The sequence below is a fragment of the Mesorhizobium sp. WSM4823 genome (assembly GCF_055811195.1).
In genome coordinates this window covers 677,459-693,112 of record NZ_JBVVQL010000001.1, presented here as the reverse complement: position 1 = coordinate 693,112, position 15,654 = coordinate 677,459, and the positions used below count along the sequence as shown (strand labels likewise).

The 15,654-nt window shown below is 62.9% G+C and carries 12 protein-coding genes; 11 read left to right on the top strand and 1 reads right to left on the bottom strand.

Translation table 11 applies throughout. The features are described from left to right. Positions 1 to 100 precede the first annotated feature (100 nt). From AC0L26_RS03285 to AC0L26_RS03275, 3 genes are read left to right on the top strand one after another with little or no spacing between them, the layout of a single operon-like run. A complete protein-coding gene (locus AC0L26_RS03285) occupies positions 101 to 454 on the top strand; it encodes a hypothetical protein (RefSeq protein WP_473631239.1) in 354 nt (117 codons plus the stop codon). Further along, the gene (locus AC0L26_RS03280) at positions 448 to 3,624 is read left to right on the top strand and encodes an efflux RND transporter permease subunit (protein ID WP_354488353.1); all 3,177 of its coding nucleotides are present in this window, start codon (positions 448 to 450) and stop codon (positions 3,622 to 3,624) included. The genes AC0L26_RS03285 and AC0L26_RS03280 overlap by 7 nt, the downstream gene beginning before the upstream one ends. A 16-nt stretch (positions 3,625 to 3,640) precedes the next feature. After that, positions 3,641 to 4,810: an efflux RND transporter periplasmic adaptor subunit gene (locus AC0L26_RS03275; RefSeq protein ID WP_473631238.1), complete on the top strand. Its 1,170-nt coding sequence runs from the start codon at positions 3,641 to 3,643 to the stop codon at positions 4,808 to 4,810. 10 nt (positions 4,811 to 4,820) lie between these two features. Here AC0L26_RS03275 and AC0L26_RS03270 read toward each other — a convergent pair whose 3' ends face one another. After that, positions 4,821 to 5,759: a LysR substrate-binding domain-containing protein gene (locus AC0L26_RS03270; RefSeq protein WP_473631237.1), complete on the bottom strand. Its 939-nt coding sequence runs from the start codon at positions 5,757 to 5,759 to the stop codon at positions 4,821 to 4,823. Positions 5,760 to 5,862: 103 nt separating this feature from the next. Between AC0L26_RS03270 and AC0L26_RS03265 the strand changes: the two genes are divergently transcribed. The 8 genes from AC0L26_RS03265 to AC0L26_RS03230 all read left to right on the top strand — a co-directional run bounded on the left by AC0L26_RS03265 (position 5,863) and on the right by AC0L26_RS03230 (position 15,643). Next, positions 5,863 to 6,651 carry a HalD/BesD family halogenase gene (locus AC0L26_RS03265; RefSeq protein WP_473631235.1) on the top strand — a complete coding sequence of 263 codons (789 nt, stop codon included), beginning with the start codon at positions 5,863 to 5,865 and terminating at the stop codon, positions 6,649 to 6,651. A 104-nt stretch (positions 6,652 to 6,755) separates the two neighbouring features. Continuing rightward, the gene (locus AC0L26_RS03260) at positions 6,756 to 7,484 is read left to right on the top strand and encodes a GntR family transcriptional regulator (protein ID WP_473631234.1); all 729 of its coding nucleotides are present in this window, start codon (positions 6,756 to 6,758) and stop codon (positions 7,482 to 7,484) included. Between the two features lie 48 nt (positions 7,485 to 7,532). Then, positions 7,533 to 8,639, top strand: coding sequence for a mandelate racemase/muconate lactonizing enzyme family protein (locus AC0L26_RS03255; RefSeq protein WP_473631233.1), 1,107 nt, complete (start codon positions 7,533 to 7,535; stop codon positions 8,637 to 8,639). 1 nt (position 8,640) lies between these two features. Beyond that, entirely contained in the window at positions 8,641 to 9,825 is a 1,185-nt protein-coding gene (locus tag AC0L26_RS03250) for a mandelate racemase/muconate lactonizing enzyme family protein (protein ID WP_473631232.1), read from the top strand. Positions 9,826 to 10,050: 225 nt separating this feature from the next. Further along, complete coding sequence (locus AC0L26_RS03245) at positions 10,051 to 11,715, top strand: ABC transporter substrate-binding protein (RefSeq protein ID WP_473631231.1); 1,665 nt, start codon at positions 10,051 to 10,053, stop codon at positions 11,713 to 11,715. Between the two features lie 70 nt (positions 11,716 to 11,785). Continuing rightward, on the top strand, positions 11,786 to 12,739 hold the full coding sequence (locus AC0L26_RS03240; protein ID WP_473631528.1) for an ABC transporter permease: 954 nt from the start codon (positions 11,786 to 11,788) through the stop codon (positions 12,737 to 12,739). Further along, positions 12,736 to 13,620: an ABC transporter permease gene (locus AC0L26_RS03235; RefSeq protein ID WP_473631230.1), complete on the top strand. Its 885-nt coding sequence runs from the start codon at positions 12,736 to 12,738 to the stop codon at positions 13,618 to 13,620. The genes AC0L26_RS03240 and AC0L26_RS03235 overlap by 4 nt, the downstream gene beginning before the upstream one ends. Then, positions 13,613 to 15,643: a dipeptide ABC transporter ATP-binding protein gene (locus AC0L26_RS03230; protein ID WP_473631229.1), complete on the top strand. Its 2,031-nt coding sequence runs from the start codon at positions 13,613 to 13,615 to the stop codon at positions 15,641 to 15,643. Before AC0L26_RS03235 ends, AC0L26_RS03230 begins: the two co-directional genes overlap by 8 nt. Positions 15,644 to 15,654 lie beyond the last annotated feature (11 nt).

The window sequence follows — 15,654 nt, the reverse complement described above, 5'->3', positions numbered from 1 at the left end:
CGGTCTGTAACTTCTAGATGTTACTTACTGGTAACACCTCAATTGCCTCGTGTCAAATCTCGCAGGCGCCTGTGAATAGCCTCCGCCGAAAGGCCCAGGCATGAAACTGCGCCCCAGGCGACTTTTGGCCGCGAATAAGAAGACCACACGATCTGCGGCGTACGCCGCCGCGGATCGCAAGCCAGGAGCCGCTACGATGTCGCAGCGCAAGGATTTGACCATCGACGAAGTTGTGAAGGATCCGATGATCCGGATGCTGATGAAGGCCGACCGTGTCGACCCGCGCTCTTTCGAGACGATGCTGCGTACCCTGGCGGATGCGCAAGGGTACGGCCGCAAGGCGCCGCATCGCTTTTTGGAAGATTCGGGTCACAGGCGAATCCAGCGGCTGTCCAGAGTGGCCAAGGCCTTTGGTGAGGCGAGAGCATCGGGCGAGGCGTATGTGTCATGGTAAACTTCTTCATCCACCGACCGATCTTCGCATCGTCGATCGCCATCATCATGGTGCTCGCCGGGGCGATCTGCTATTTCCTGCTGCCTGTCTCGCAGTTTCCCGACATAACACCGCCTCAGGTCGTGGTCAGCGCCAACTATCCGGGCGCCAGTGCGCAAGTCGTGGCCGACACGGTCACGACGCCGCTCGAACAGCAGATCAACGGCGTTCAGGGGATGACCTATATGTCGTCGTCGAGCTCCAATGACGGCTCGTCGACGATCACCATCACCTTCGACGTCGGCTATTCGCTCAGCACCGCCGCCGTCGACGTCCAGAACCGCGTGTCGCAGGCGGCGTCCTCGCTGCCGGCCATCGTCAACCAGGGCGGCGTGACGATCAAGAAGCAGAATCCGAATTTCGTCCTGATCGTCAATCTCACCTCGCCCGACGGCTCCGTCGATCCGGTCGCGCTCAGCAACCTCGCCTACCTGCAAGTGGTCGACCCGCTGAAGCGCTTGCCCGGCGTCGGCGACGTGCAGATCTTCGGCGAGCGGCGCTATTCGATGCGCGTGTGGCTCGATCCCGACAAGCTGGCCAATCTCGGCATCACCGCTGTCGATGTCCAAAACGCCATTGCCGAGCAAAATGTCCAAGTCGCGGCCGGCAAGATCGGACAGTCGCCGGCGCCGGCCGGCACCGCTTTCGAAATGCAGGTCAACGCGGTCGGCCGACTGAGCGATCCAAAGGAATTCGGCGATATCGTCGTGCGCGCCGATGCCGCCAACGGTTCGCTGGTGCGGTTGCGCGACGTTGCGCGCATCGAACTCGGCGCCCTGCAATATTCGTCGTCGGCCTTCTTTGCCGAGGACCCGACCGTGGTGCTCGCGGTCTACCAGATGCCCGGCTCGAACGCGCTCGATCTGCAGCAGCGCGTCAAGGACAAGATGCAGGAACTGTCAGCCCGCTTCCCGAAGGGCGTCAGCTACGCGATGCACTACGATACGACACGTTTCGTTTCGGCGTCGATGCACGACGTGCTGGTCACGCTCGGCGAGGCGCTGGTCCTGGTCGTCGCGGTGGTGTTCATCTTCCTGCAGAGCTGGCGCACCACGATCATCCCGACGATCGCGATTCCCGTGTCGCTGATCGCCACGCTCGTCGTCATGTATATGTTCGGCTTCTCGCTGAACATGCTCAGCCTGCTCGGCATGGTGCTGGCGATCGGCCTCGTCGTTGACGATGCGATCGTCGTTGTCGAGAATGTCGAGCGCCAGCTGGAAGCCGGCCTCAAACCGCTGGCTGCCACGCGCGCGGCGATGGCCGAGGTCACCGGGCCGATCATCGCCACGACCGCCGTGCTGATGGCCGTGTTCGTGCCGGTCGCCTTCATACCCGGCGTTTCCGGCCGGCTCTACAACCAGTTTGCGCTGACGGTGGCGATCTCCTTCGGCATCTCCGCCTTCGTTTCGCTGACGCTCACCCCGGCGCTCAGCGCCGCCTTCCTGCGTCACCGCCCGGCAACCCAGTTCGTGCTGTTCCGCTGGTTCAACACGGGCTTCGAGCGGCTGTCGCATGCCTATGCCCATGGTGTGCGCTTCCTCATCCGCCTGCGCTGGATCATGCTCGGGCTGTTCGCGGCCGGGCTTGTCGCGACCTATTTCGTCTGGCAGCGCCTGCCCTCGACCTTCCTCCCGGTCGAGGACCAGGGTTATTTCTTCGTCGTCATCCAGTTGCCGGATGGGGCATCGCTGGAGCGCACCGACGCCGTGGCCCGCAAGGCACGCGCCATCCTGCAGAACACCCCCGGCGTCGATATCGTCGGCTCGATCAGCGGCTTGAACTTCCTCACCAACGCAGCCCAGTCGAACTCGGCGGTGGAATTCGCTATCCTGAAGCCATGGGACGAACGCGGCCCTGACCAAAGCGCCTCGAAGCTCGTCGCCGACGTGCGCTCGAAGCTCATGGAGCTTCCGGAAGCGTTCGCGCTGAGCTTCGATCCGCCTTCGATCCCGGGCATCGGCACGACCGGCGGCTTCGAATTCCAGGTGCAGGATCTGACCGGTCGCGGCAGCGCTGCGCTCAACGATGCGACGCAAGCCGTGCTCGCCGAGGCGCGCAAGCAGCCCGAGCTCAACCCGCAGCAATTGTTCTCATCGTTCTCGACCTCGACGCCGCAGTTCAACTACGACCTCGACCGTAACAAGGCGAAGCTGCTCGGCCTCAGCCTGCCTGACGTGTTCAACACGCTGCAGATCTATCTCGGCTCGCTCTATGTGAACGACTTCAACCTGTTCGGCCGCACCTTCCGGGTGACGATCCAGGCCGACAAGGATGCGCGTGCGGGTGCTGCCGACATTTCACGGCTCTATGTGCGCAATGCCTCTGGCGGCATGGTGCCGTTGAGCACACTCGGCAAGCTGGTGCCTATCGTCGGCCCGGAAACCGTCCCGCATTACAACAACAATGCGTCGGCCCTGATCAACGGCGGTGCTGCACCCGGCTACTCCTCAGGTCAGGCGGTCGCCGCGATGGAACGTGCCGCTGCCACGGCACTGCCGAAGGATTTCGGCTACGAATGGACTGGCATCACCTATCAGGAGCTCAAGGCCGGGTCGATCGCCTCGATTGTCTTCGGTCTCGCCATGGTCTTCGTCTTCCTGATCCTCGCCGCCCAATATGAGAGCTGGGCCATGCCTTTCATGGTTCTGCTGGCGGTGCCGCTTGCCCTGTTCGGTGCCTTTGTCGCCTTGTTGATGCGTGGCATGCAGATCGACGTCTATTCGCAGATCGGCTTCGTCATGCTGATCGGATTGGCGGCGAAGAATGCCATTCTGATCGTGGAGTTTGCCCGGCGCCGGCGCGAGGAAGGTCTCAGCATCGTCGACGCCGCGATGGAAGCGGCGCGCCTGCGGCTGCGACCCATCCTGATGACCGCCTTTGCCTTCATCCTGGGCGTGCTGCCGCTGATGTACTCAACAGGCGCTGGTGCAGCGAGCCGCCAGTCTATCGGCACCACCGTCTTTGGCGGCATGGTCGCGGCGACGATCCTGTCGCTGGTGTTCGTGCCGGTCTTCTATGCGGTGATCGAGCAGCTGCGCGAGCGCGGCAGCAAGAGCGAACCTGTTGCCGAACCGACTGAACCAACTGCCGAACCCGCTTTCGAGCGATTGGCCGAAGCGGCCGAATAGGATTGGAGAATTGATCATGCGTAAATGGAAAATTGCGTTGGGAGCGGCCGTCGCCCTGGGGGCGATCTCGATGGCCAGCGTTCATTTGCTCGACATGGGCAATTTCGGCCTCAACGCCGGTACGGCAGGAGCAGCAACGCCTGAACCCGCGGCGACCGAGCCCGCAGCGTTTGTCATGCCGGTGCCGGTGGTGAGCGTCGTCAAGAAGACGATCCCGATCTATCTCGACTATGCGGCGCGCACCGAGCCGATCCGCAGCATCACGCTGCAGGCGCGCGTGCCGGGTTATCTGCAGGAGCAGGTCGCGCCCGACGGCAGCGATGTCAGGAAAGGCGACCTCCTCTACAAGATCGCTCCAGAGGATTTCCACGCTGCCCTCGACCAGGCGAAGGCCCAGGTCCAGCGTGACGAAGCAACGCTCGACTATGCGCGTTCCAATCTAGGCCGCGGCACCGAACTCGCCAAGAGCGGATACATCGCCAAGGATGCGTTCGACCAGCGCACCAGCAGCTTGCGCGAAGCCCAGGCCTCGCTCGCCGTGAACCAGGCGGCTGTGCGCACAGCCGAGCTCAATCTGAGTTATTCGGAAATCAAGGCGCCATTCGCCGGGCGCGTCGGCCGTAACCAGGCCTCTATCGGAACTCTGGTCAGTGTCGCCGGCACGGTGCTCAACACACTGGTGCAGCTCGACCCGATCTATGTCACTTTCAATCCGAGTGAAACGGATCTGGCGCAGATCGAGGAAGCCCGCGCGGCGGGACCCATCGATGTCGACGTCCTGCTTCCCGGCGATACGGAACCGCGCCACAAAGGTCAGCTCACCTTCATCGACAACACGATCGATCGTTCGACTGGCACCATCACCGCACGGGCGACGATCGGCAACGCCAAGTTCACGCTGCTGCCGGGCCAGTATGTTCGCGTCAGGCTGCACATCAAGCAGCAGCCGGATGCATTGATGGTGCCGCAGACGGCTCTGGGATCGAGCCAACTCGGTAAATACCTCTACGTCGTCGGCAAGGACAATACGGTCGATCAGCGCATCGTTTCGCTCGGGCCGACCAATGGCGATCTCATCGCTATCTCAAGCGGCGTATCGGAAGGCGACCAGATAATAACAGGCAATCTGCAAAAGATCGGCCCTGGAATGCCTGTCTCGCCGCTGCCACAGAAACCGGCCACCTGATAACCCCCCGTCAGGTCCGGTCCAGCGGCGCCCTCGGCTCCCACGCCAAGGGCGCCGTTTTGCTGAGCAGTTCGACAAGGCCGGCGACATCGGCGCGATCGGCCTTGGCCGCAGGCATGAAAGCGCAATAGGGATGGCCGAGGCGCAGAGATACCGACGAGAGCGCGATCAGGCGGCCGGCTTCCAGATCGGCGCGGGCCATGATCCGCTGGCCAAGGGCAATTCCGAGACCAAGCCTCGCCGAGGTGATCGCCAGGCTGGACAGACCGACACGGCGTCCATGCGAGGGATCAGGCGCGCGGCTGCCGCCTGACGCCGAAAACCAGTCCGCCCATGTCGGATGCGAGGCATAGTTCGGACCCCAGCTGGTATGGACGAACAGGCTCTCATGCACATCGGCCAGGCTGGATGCACCGTTGCCATATCTCTGCCAGAAATCCGGCGCGCAGACCGGCAGGACATCATCATGGATCAGACGGATCCTCCGTAAACCGGGATAGTGATAATCGCCATAGCTGATGCGAAGATCGATGTTCTGGCGCACCAGGTCGACGGGGTCGTCTTCGACCCTAACGTCAATCGCCATTTGCGGGAACGTGTCGAGAAGCACGGCCAGCCTCGGCGCCAGCCACAATTCTGCCAGCGAAAACGGCGCGCTGACGACGAGACGCGTCCTCAGGTTTCCATCCAGCATGCGCCGCCCGATCGCCGCGATGTCGCCCAAGGCGCGTGCCGTTTGGGGATAGATTGCGTGGCCGGCGTCGGTCAGCGCTATGCGGTTGCCGCTGCGCACGAACAGCTGCTTGCCGAACCAGGTCTCGAGATTGCGTATCTGCTGGCTGACCGCCGCCGAGGACACGCCGAGTTCGGTAGCGGCCAACGTAAAATTACCAGTCCGCGCGGCGACCTCGAAGGTCTTGATCGCGTTTAGCGGGGGGAGCCGTTCCATGCGTGCCTTCCATAAGTTTTTCCTGCGCAAGACTAATAATTTTCATCGTTGAGAGAAAGATTTTTTGCCGTCTTCTCGCGCTCGAACCTTGGAGCACAAAACGATGAAAGACATTCTCGATCTGGAGCGGTACCCGCTCGACCGTGAGGGCAGCGCTGAGTGGAAGCGCCTCGTGGAGACCTCGGCTGCGGCGCTGGAAGCCGACGGCATGTTCAATCTCGAAGGTTTTTTGCGGCCCGGCGTGGCCGAACGGGCGGTGCAGGAAATCCAGCCCGTCATGGCGGCTCGGTCGCACGTGCACCGGCGGATGCATAATATCTACTTCAAGGCCGATATCCCGGAACTCGCTCCCGACCACCCCGCCCTGCGTAAGGTCGAGACCATCAGCCATACGGTCTGCGCCGACCAGATTCCTGATAGCCTCGTGCTCGCCATCTACGAATACGAACCGCTGCTGCGCTTCCTGGCCGCGGCGTTGGGGAAGACGCGGCTGCATGTCATGCAAGACCCGCTGGCGCGCACCAATGTGATGGCCTATCGCGCCGGCGAGGCGCTGAACTGGCATTTCGATCGCTCGGAATTCACCACGACGCTTTTATTGCAGGCATCGCAGCGCGGCGGCGACCTCGAATACCGCACCGATCTCCGCTCGGACGACAATCCCAACTACGACGGCGTTGCCAGGCTGCTCGAAGGGCGCGACCCCGAGGCAAAGATACTGCGCATGAAGCCGGGCACGCTCAATGTCTTTCGTGGCAAGAACACCGCCCATCGCGTCACCACTGTCGAAGGCGAACGCGAACGCATGATCGCGGTGTTTTCCTACTATGAGAAATCAGGCGTGATGTTCAGCGAAGAGGAGCGGATCGGTTTTTACGGCCGCGCTGCCTGAGACCGAGGGCGCCCACTCCTGCTCCGAGGCGGAATTCGGGAACGACCCCTTGCTAGATTGTCGACAATCTGCTTGTCTTCGGGCGTGCACACCGGAGTGGCCGAATGGGACAGGCAGATTTCAGTCCGATCGCGGATACGACGAGACGCGCCGAGATCGTGGCGCTGCTTCGGCGCGCGATCCTGACCGGCCAACTGGAACCCGGACAGAAGCTCAACGAGCTCAGGATTGCCGAGCAGATGCGGGTGAGCCGCGCGCCGTTGCGTGAGGCGATGCGAGAGCTGGTGCAGGAAGGCATTCTGACCAGCATTCCCTACGCCGGGACCTTCGTCATCGACGTGGCCGCCAAGGACATCGACGATGCCTACTCGCTCAACAAGGTGCTGGACGAGTTCGCCATCGAACTGACCTGGCCGCTTCGCGACCAGCGCTTCTTCGACGAACTTGACCGGCGCCACGAGGCGGTGAAGCAGGCGACGCGCGATCTCGACACCACCCGCCAGATCGAGACGGCGCTGCAACTGCACGGGCTGATCTACGAATGGGCCGACAATTCGGTGCTGCTGGAGACCTGGCAGCGCCTGACGAGCCGGCTGCAGATGTATTTCGCCCTGCACCAGCGCGCACGCAACGAACCGGTGCCTGCCGCTGACGTCCACGAGACTTATGTGCGGCTGCTGAAGGGCGCCGACATGCACGCAGCCCAGCGCCATGCCCGCGAGCATATCGACCTCGATTTCGAGGAGCTGCTCACCTATGCGCGCAGCCTCGAATCCAAGGCCGCGGGAGCCGATCGCGCCGGCTTGCCACGCAAGCGGCTAGGAGAGGCGTGAAGCACCAATCATCGCCGCCAGCAGCGAATCTGACAACGGACAAAGAAATTGCTGATCAAAACCATCAAAGCCTACCATGTCGTGCAGCCCTTCGTGGACGGGCCCTACCGCATGTCGAAAGGGCGTGTCGCCGACGCATTCGACGCGGTAATCGTCGCCATCACTTCTGACAGCGGCCTCACCGGCTGGGGCGAGATGGCGCCGCTCGGCAATTTCTACTCCCCCGCCTTCGCGGCCGGCACGCGCGCCGGCGTCATCGAAATCGCACCGCACCTGCTCGGGCAAGATCCCCGTGCGCTGGCAAGTATCGGCAGGCTGATGGATACGGTGTTCAAGGGCCATCCCTACATCAAGTCCGCGCTCGACATGGCGTGCTGGGATTTGGCAGCACGTGCCGCCGACGTGCCTGTGGTGACGCTGCTCGGTGGGCGCGAAAGCGAGACGGCCGAACTCTACAAGGTCGTCACCCACGGCACGGTCGACGCGATGGCCGCACTCGCCAAGCGCATCGTCAAGGACGGATTTCACCGGCTGCAGGTCAAGGTCGGCGGCAACGTCCATGACGACGTCGAACGCGTCACCGCGGTCGCCGCTTCGGTGCCGAAGGGGACGGTGATCTTCTGCGACGCCAATGCCGGCTGGACGCCCTATCAGGCGCGCCAGTTCACTGACGCGACGCGCACCATCGACTACACGTTCGAGCAGCCCTGCACCACGATCGACGAATGCATGTCGGTTCGCCGCTCCCTCGACAAGCCGATGGTGCTCGACGAATCCGTCGCCTCGCTGGACGACATGCTCGACATCCATCGCAAGGGCGCTGCCGACGGGCTGACGCTGAAAATCTCGCGGCTGGGCGGCGTCACCAAGACGCGCCAGATCCGCGATCTTGCCGTCGATCTCGGCTTCATGATCACCGTCGAGGATACCGGCGGCGCTGAGATCGACACATCGGCCATGGCACATCTGTCGCTGTCGACGCCGGAGGAGCGCCGGCTGCACGCGATCGCCTTCCACGAATGGGTGACGGTGCGCACCGCATCGAACATGCCGCCGGTTTCGGGTAGCCGCATGGGCATTCCGGACGGGCCGGGTCTCGGTATTGACGTCGTTCCAGAGCTGCTTGGCAGACCCTTCTTCGAGGTCGGCAGCTGAGATGAAGATCCGCCGCATCACCGCAACGCCAATCAACCTCCGGCTCGAAGCGCCCTACGCTTGGGTGTTCGGCGAGCTCGACGGGTTCTCGCCGACCATTGTCGAGGTCCAGACCGAGGACGGACTGATCGGCCTGGGCGAAGCGCCGTCGCCGGACGCAGCGGCAATCATCAGTGACAATCTTGCGGCACGACTGGTCGGCCGCGACGCTTTCGACATCGCGGGCGCTGAAAATGTCTGCCTGCCTTACTGGACCGGGGTCCAGTCGATCAACGACCGCACCCGCATCATGGGCTTCGGCGCCATCGAGATGGCGCTGTGGGATTTGCGCGGCAAGGCATGGAAGCAGCCGCTCTACCAGCTGCTCGGCGGCGCCGTTCGCAAGGACATCCCGTTCACCGACTATTTCTCGCTGCGCGGCGATGGTCCTGATGTGAAAGGCGAGAGAACGCCGGAAGCGGTCGCCGACTATTGCGTCGAGCTGCACGAGACCCACGGAACGACCTACTTTGAAGGCAAGTTCTCGACGCAGGATACAAAGGTCTCGCTGAGAATGGTGGAGCTGATCCGCACAAAGCTCGGCGACGATGCGATGATCCGCATCGACTCCAACCAGGCGTATTCGCTGGCGACGGCCCGGCTTCTGGCGCGACCGTTGGAGGAGCTCGGCGTGCGCAACTGGGAAGATCCGGTGGCGACCATCGAGGCGATGCGCGAATTGCGCCGCCATTGCTCAATCCCGTTCTCGACGCACAATATCGACATTGCGCGGGCCATGGAGACGAAGGTGCCGGATGCGTTCGTCGGCAATCCGACCACGCATGGCGGCATCGGCCGCCTGCTGCGCTTCGTCGGTGCCTGCGAACATGCCGGCATCGACTACTGGTGCTACAGCGGCGACAGCGGCATCGGCAGCGCCGCCTACCTGCATCTTTGCGCCGCACTCGGCTGGATCAGGGAACCCAACCAGTCGCTGTTTCGCATGCTGCCGATGGATATCACCGTGGAAGGCCCGTTTTCGCCCAAAAACAATGTCGTGCGGGTGCCGGAAGGTCACGGCCTCGGCGTCACGCTATCGCGCGAGAACCTCGCCGCTTGCCACCGCGACTTTGCCGAGAACGGGCCGTGCAACAAGTATCACGACCCGGCCAAGCCGGGGACTTATCGCCGTCTGCCGTTGAACTAGGAGTGATCACACGAACCGACAGGAGACAGCTACAACAGGAAAAGCCGCAGCCATGAATGGGAACGAACAAGTGGAAGCAATGCCTTAAAAAACCGGCCCCTCCGCCGCAAGGACAGGATGGGCCAAGACCGCGTACCACAGTCTCGACAGAACCTCATTGACGGCCGGGATACGGAGAACATCCAGGAACCGTCATCACAAGAACATAGGGGAAGGGTCAAACCCATGAGCAAAGACTATCGCATTCTCGACTTCTTCAGGCGCAGTCGCTCGCCGCTCGAAAATCATCTGATCGACGGGCTTGTCGAGGGCAGGGTCAGCCGCCGCGACTTCATTCGCCACGGCAGCCTGCTCGGCCTGTCGTTGCCGCTTCTGGGCCGCATCGGTGCTGCCGCCGGCTTTGGCGCCATGCCGTCGCTCGCTCGTGCCCAGGGAGCGCCCGGTGCCACCATCCGCGTGGCAAGCAGCGTGCCCGCCGCGGCGATCGATCCGGTAAGCATCGCCGATGCCGGCGGCTTGGTGGTGCTGCAGCAAGTCGCCGAATTCCTCTGCATCGATGGTCCGGACCTCGTGCTGCAGCCGGCGCTGGCGGAAAGCTGGAAACCGAACGACGACGGCACTGTGTGGACGTTCAAGCTGCGCAAGGGGGTGAAGTTCCACAGCGGCGGCGAGATGAAGGCGGAAGACGTGGTGGCCAGCATCGATCGGCTCGCCGATCCGGCCAACTCCTCCAACGCGCTGTCGGTGTTCAACGGCATCTTGAAAAAGGGCGCGACCAAGAAGGTCGACGACTACACGGTGGAATTCCACCTCGACGCGGCGAACGGCAACTTTCCCTACATGGTGTCGTCCGACAATTACAACGCCGTCATCATCCCGGCGAGCTATGTCGGCGATTACGAGAAGAGCTTCGACGGCACAGGGCCGTTCAGGGTCGATAAATACACGCCGAAGGTCGGGGCGTCGTTCGTCCGCAACGAGGATTACTGGGGCCCGAAGGCGTTGCCGGAGCGCACCGAGTTCACCTTCTTCGCCGACATGCAGCCGCAGATCCTGGCGCTGCAAGGAGGTCAGGTCGACATCATCAACCAGCTACCGGTGCTGGCCGGCGTCGGCCTGCTAAGCGATCCAAACATCGAAATCATCAGCCTGAAATCGGTCGCGCATCAACAGTTGCATCTGCAGTGCGATGCGGATCCGTTCAAGGATCCGCGTGTGCGCCGCGCCATCGCGCTCAGCCTCGACCGCAACAAGCTGGTTGCCGGCCTGATGAAAGGCCGCGCCGTAGCCGGCAACGACAGTCCGTTCGCCGCCGCCTATCCCTCGACCGACCCGACCGTGCCGCAACGCCAGCAGGATATTGCGCAGGCCAAGCAGCTCATGGAGGCGGCCGGCGCCGGCAAGGGCTTCAAGGTGACGCTGACCACCGAGCGCTATCTGGAAATCCCCGAATACGCCCAGCTCATCCAGAACGCGGTCAAGGAGATCGGCATCGAGCTCGAGCTCAACATCCTCGACCAGAGCGCCTATTACGGCGAGGCGGTGTTCGGCAAATCGAACTGGCTGGATTCGATGATGGGGATCACCGACTACGGCCACCGCGGCGTGCCTAATGTCTATCTCGCTGCGCCGCTGAAGAGCGAAGGCACCTGGAACGCGGCGCACTTCAAGAACAAGGACTACGATACGCTGGCGACCAGCTACATCGCCGCCCTTGATCTCGAAGCGCAAAAGGCGGACGCTGGCAAGATCCAGAAGCTGCTGCTTGAGGAAACACCCGTCATCTTCGGCTATTTCTACGACTACCTGACGGCGACGGCGAAGGGCGTGACCGGCGTGCAGCCGACCGCCATGTCGCAGCTGTTCCTCGATAAGGCGTCGAAAGCCTGAACGGGAGGGAAAGCCAGATCCTCTAACGGCCAGCTCCTGCCTGAAGCTGGCTCCGCAAGGAGTATTAGCCATTCTCTCCTTCCTTGTCCGGCGTGTCTTCCTGTCGCTCGTCACGCTGTTCCTGCTTAGCATCATGGTGTTTCTGGGCGGCCAGGTGCTGCCCGGAAATGTCGGGCGCGCCATATTGGGTCCGTTTGCCGACCAGCGCGCCGTCGATGCGCTCAATCACACGCTCGGCGTCGATCGTCCGCTGCTCACCCAATATTGGAGCTGGATCTCGAATTTCGTGCAGGGCGACATGGGGACGTCCTATATTTTCCGCTCGCCGGTGGCGCCTTTCGTCATCGATGCGCTCGGCAATTCGATGAAGCTGGCGCTGGTCGCCTTCATTTTGGTCGTGCCGATCGGTATTCTAGGCGGTGTCATTGCTGCGCTCAATCTCAACCGGCCGCTCGACCGCATCATCAGCCTCGGCGGACTGTCGGTAACGGTGCTGCCCGAATTCGTCACCGGCATCATCCTCATTCTGATTTTCGGGGTCTGGCTTCGCTGGTTGCCAATCTCTGCCGCATGGCCGCGCGACGCCGGCTTCTTCACGCAGCTTTATTACCTGATCCTGCCTGCCCTGCCGCTGTTCCTGGTGCTGTTCGGCTATATCGCCAGAATGGCACGCTCAGGCATGATCGAGGCGCTCGATTCCGACTACACACGGACCGCGGTCCTCAAGGGCCTGCCGTGGCGGACGGTGATCTGGAGGCACGTGCTGCGCAACGCGCTGCTGCCGACGATCACGGTCATCGCAACGCAGACCGGCTATCTTATCGGCGGCCTCGTCGTGATCGAAACCCTGTTTCGCTATCAAGGGATCGGATCACTGATCTTCACTGCTGCGCGCGGCAAGGATTTCCCGGTCCTGGAAGCCGGCATCCTGACCATCGGCATCGTCTATGCGGTTGCGACATTGGCCGCCGACTTCCTCTATTCCGTGCTCAATCCGCGCATCCGGCTAGGGACAGACCAATGAGCGCCACCGACAGTCCCGCCAGCACCTTGCCGCCTGACAATACGGGCCGGCGCGGGCCTATGGCGGAGGTGTTCTATTCGCTGCTGCGCTCCGGCACCTTTCTCACCGGTCTCGCCATCGTGCTGTTCTGGGTCATCTGCGCGCTGTTCGGTGAATATTTCGCACCCTACGATCCACTTGCGGACGACATCATCAACGCGCTGGCGCCGCCTTCGGCCGAGCACTGGTTCGGCACCGACCAGATCGGCCGCGACGTCTTCTCGCGCGTCATCGTCGGCTCACGCGACATCCTGACCGTGGCGCCGCTGGCTACATTGCTGGCGACCGTGGCAGGTACGGCGCTTGGCCTGTTCACCGGTTATTTTCGCGGCATCGTCGACGACGTCATCAGCCGCATCCTCGAAGCGTTCATGGCGATCCCGGTGGTCATCGTCGCGCTGCTGGCCATCGTCGCGCTCGGCACCTCCAAGGCCACGGTCATCGTCGTCATCGGCCTCAGCTTTGCGCCGATCATCGCACGTACGGTGCGCTCGGCGGTGCTTGCCGAACGCGAGCTCGACTATGTCGCGGCCGCTCAGCTCCGGCACGAAAGCGCGCTGCATACGATGTTCGTCGAGATCCTGCCGAACGTCATCCCGCCGATCCTGGTCGAAACGACGGTCCGCCTCGGTTATGCGATCTTCGCGGTTGCGACGCTGAGCTTTATGGGCTTTGGCATCCAGCCGCCGTCGCCCGACTGGGGGCTCTCGATCTCCAGCAATTACGGCATGATCGGCGGCGGCTTCTGGTGGACGGTGCTGTTCGACGCACTCGCCATCGCTTCGTTGGTGATCGGCGTCAATCTTGTTACCGACGGCGTGCAGGGGGCTCTCAATGACTGAGCCCGCCAACGCGCTTGAACTGCACGACCTCTCCGTCGCCTACCGCGTCGGCGGCCGCAACCGGGCGGTGCTGCGCAACCTCAGCCTCACCATCAGGCAGGGCGAAGCCTACGGGCTGGTCGGCGAATCCGGTTGCGGCAAATCCACCGTGGCGCTTTCTGTGGTGCGCTATCTGCCGAGAAACGGCTCGATATCAGGTGGGGCGATCTCGCTCGACGGCCAGGACATCATGAAGCTCGACGCCGAGGCCTTGCGCCGCGCTCGCGCGGAAAGCGTGTCGATGGTCTATCAGGATCCCGGCAAGGCGCTGAACCCATCGATCCGCGTCGGCCGCCAGTTGACGGAGATATTCGAGCTCGGCGGCATTTCGGGACAGGCCGGCACCGACCGGGCGATCGCCATGCTGAACCGGGTGCGCATTTCCGATCCGGCCAGCGTCATGCAGCGTTATCCCCACCAGCTTTCCGGCGGCATGCAGCAGCGTGTGGCCATCGCCATGGCGCTTGCCAACGACCCGACCATGCTGATCCTCGACGAACCAACGACCGGTCTCGATGCGACGGTGGAAGCCGAAGTGCTCGACCTGATCGCACAGCTACGGCAGGAGCTGTCGGCTTCGATCCTGTTCATCAGTCATAATCTCGCAGTCGTCTCCAACATGTGCGACCGGGTCGGCGTCCTCTACGCCGGCATGCTGGTGGAAGAAGGGCCGACCGACGTCGTGTTCAACGATCCGCGCCACCCGTATACGGTCGCGCTGCTGCGCTGCCTGCCGCGCGGCGGCCAGCGCAAGGATCATGGTCGCCTCGACACCATTCCGGGATTCCTGCCCGGTATCGGCGCGGCGATCAAAGGCTGTGCCTTCGCCGATCGCTGCGCGCTCGCCACCGACCGCTGCCGCAACGAATTGCCGCCGCTCTACGATCTGGGCGGCCGGCTGTCGCGCTGTCACTATCACGAACAGGCGCAATCGCTGCCGCGCGCCACCCCAAGCGATGTCGCCACTGACAGGCCGAAAGCCACATCCGAGCCCGTCCTCAATGTCGAGGGATTGAGTAAGACCTATGCCAGCCACGGCCATGCGCTGCGGGCGGTGAAGGACGTCTCGGTCAGCCTCAGGCCCGGCGAAACGCTTGGCCTAGTGGGCGAATCCGGCAGCGGCAAGACGACCTTCGCCAGGCTGCTGCTCGGCCTCGTGCAGCCGGACCAAGGCGGCACGATCGAGCTTGAGGGCAAGAAGCTGGCGCCTCGACTGGACAGCCGCAGCGCGGACCAGATCAAAGCCTTGCAGATCGTCTTCCAGAATCCGGATTCGGCGCTGAACCGCTCGCACTCGATCCGTCATCTCATCAGCCGGGCGCTGAAGAGACTGGCCGGCCTCAGCGGCAAGGCGTTGGAGGCACGCCTGGACGAACTCGTCCGTTCGGTTCGACTTACCGACCGGCATCTTGCCGTCAAGCCGCGCCAGCTTTCGGGCGGACTGAAACAGCGCGTCGCCATCGCCCGCGCCTTCGCCGGCGACCCGCGCATCGTCGTCTGCGACGAACCAACCTCGGCGCTCGACGTATCGGTGCAGGCGGCCATTCTCAACCTGCTCGCCGACCTGCAGTCGAAGGAGCATGTCAGCTATATCTTCATCTCACACGATCTGGGGGTCGTTCGCTATCTCTCCGACCAGATCGCTGTGCTCTATCTTGGAAGGATCATGGAACTGGGTCCCTCCGAAGATGTCTTTGCCGGCACGCATCACCCCTACACGGAAGCGCTGCTGTCGGCGGTTCCCAAGCTGGACCAGAGCGAGACGTCGCGCATTCGTCTCGACGGCGAAATCCCCAGCGCCACCAATCCGCCGTCGGGCTGCGTGTTCCACACGCGCTGCCCACGCAAGATCGGAGCGATCTGCGAGGAGCAGGAGCCGCCGCTGGCTGAGGCTAAGCCCGGCCACACGATCCGCTGCCATATTCCCTACGTTGAGCTGGCAATGCTGCAAATGCCGAAGAACGCCGAAACGGAACCAGCCTGATCGCCGCCAGG

What these genes read in the sequence shown, in the direction of transcription:
- AC0L26_RS03285 (WP_473631239.1), top strand. Translation starts at nt 101, where the DNA reads ATGAAACTGCGCCCCAGGCGACTTTTGGCCGCGAATAAGAAGACCACA.
- AC0L26_RS03280 (WP_354488353.1), top strand. Translation starts at nt 448, where the DNA reads ATGGTAAACTTCTTCATCCACCGACCGATCTTCGCATCGTCGATCGCC.
- AC0L26_RS03275 (WP_473631238.1), top strand. Translation starts at nt 3,641, where the DNA reads ATGCGTAAATGGAAAATTGCGTTGGGAGCGGCCGTCGCCCTGGGGGCG.
- AC0L26_RS03270 (WP_473631237.1), bottom strand. Translation starts at nt 5,759, where the DNA reads ATGGAACGGCTCCCCCCGCTAAACGCGATCAAGACCTTCGAGGTCGCC.
- AC0L26_RS03265 (WP_473631235.1), top strand. Translation starts at nt 5,863, where the DNA reads ATGAAAGACATTCTCGATCTGGAGCGGTACCCGCTCGACCGTGAGGGC.
- AC0L26_RS03260 (WP_473631234.1), top strand. Translation starts at nt 6,756, where the DNA reads ATGGGACAGGCAGATTTCAGTCCGATCGCGGATACGACGAGACGCGCC.
- AC0L26_RS03250 (WP_473631232.1), top strand. Translation starts at nt 8,641, where the DNA reads ATGAAGATCCGCCGCATCACCGCAACGCCAATCAACCTCCGGCTCGAA.
- AC0L26_RS03245 (WP_473631231.1), top strand. Translation starts at nt 10,051, where the DNA reads ATGAGCAAAGACTATCGCATTCTCGACTTCTTCAGGCGCAGTCGCTCG.
- AC0L26_RS03235 (WP_473631230.1), top strand. Translation starts at nt 12,736, where the DNA reads ATGAGCGCCACCGACAGTCCCGCCAGCACCTTGCCGCCTGACAATACG.
- AC0L26_RS03230 (WP_473631229.1), top strand. Translation starts at nt 13,613, where the DNA reads ATGACTGAGCCCGCCAACGCGCTTGAACTGCACGACCTCTCCGTCGCC.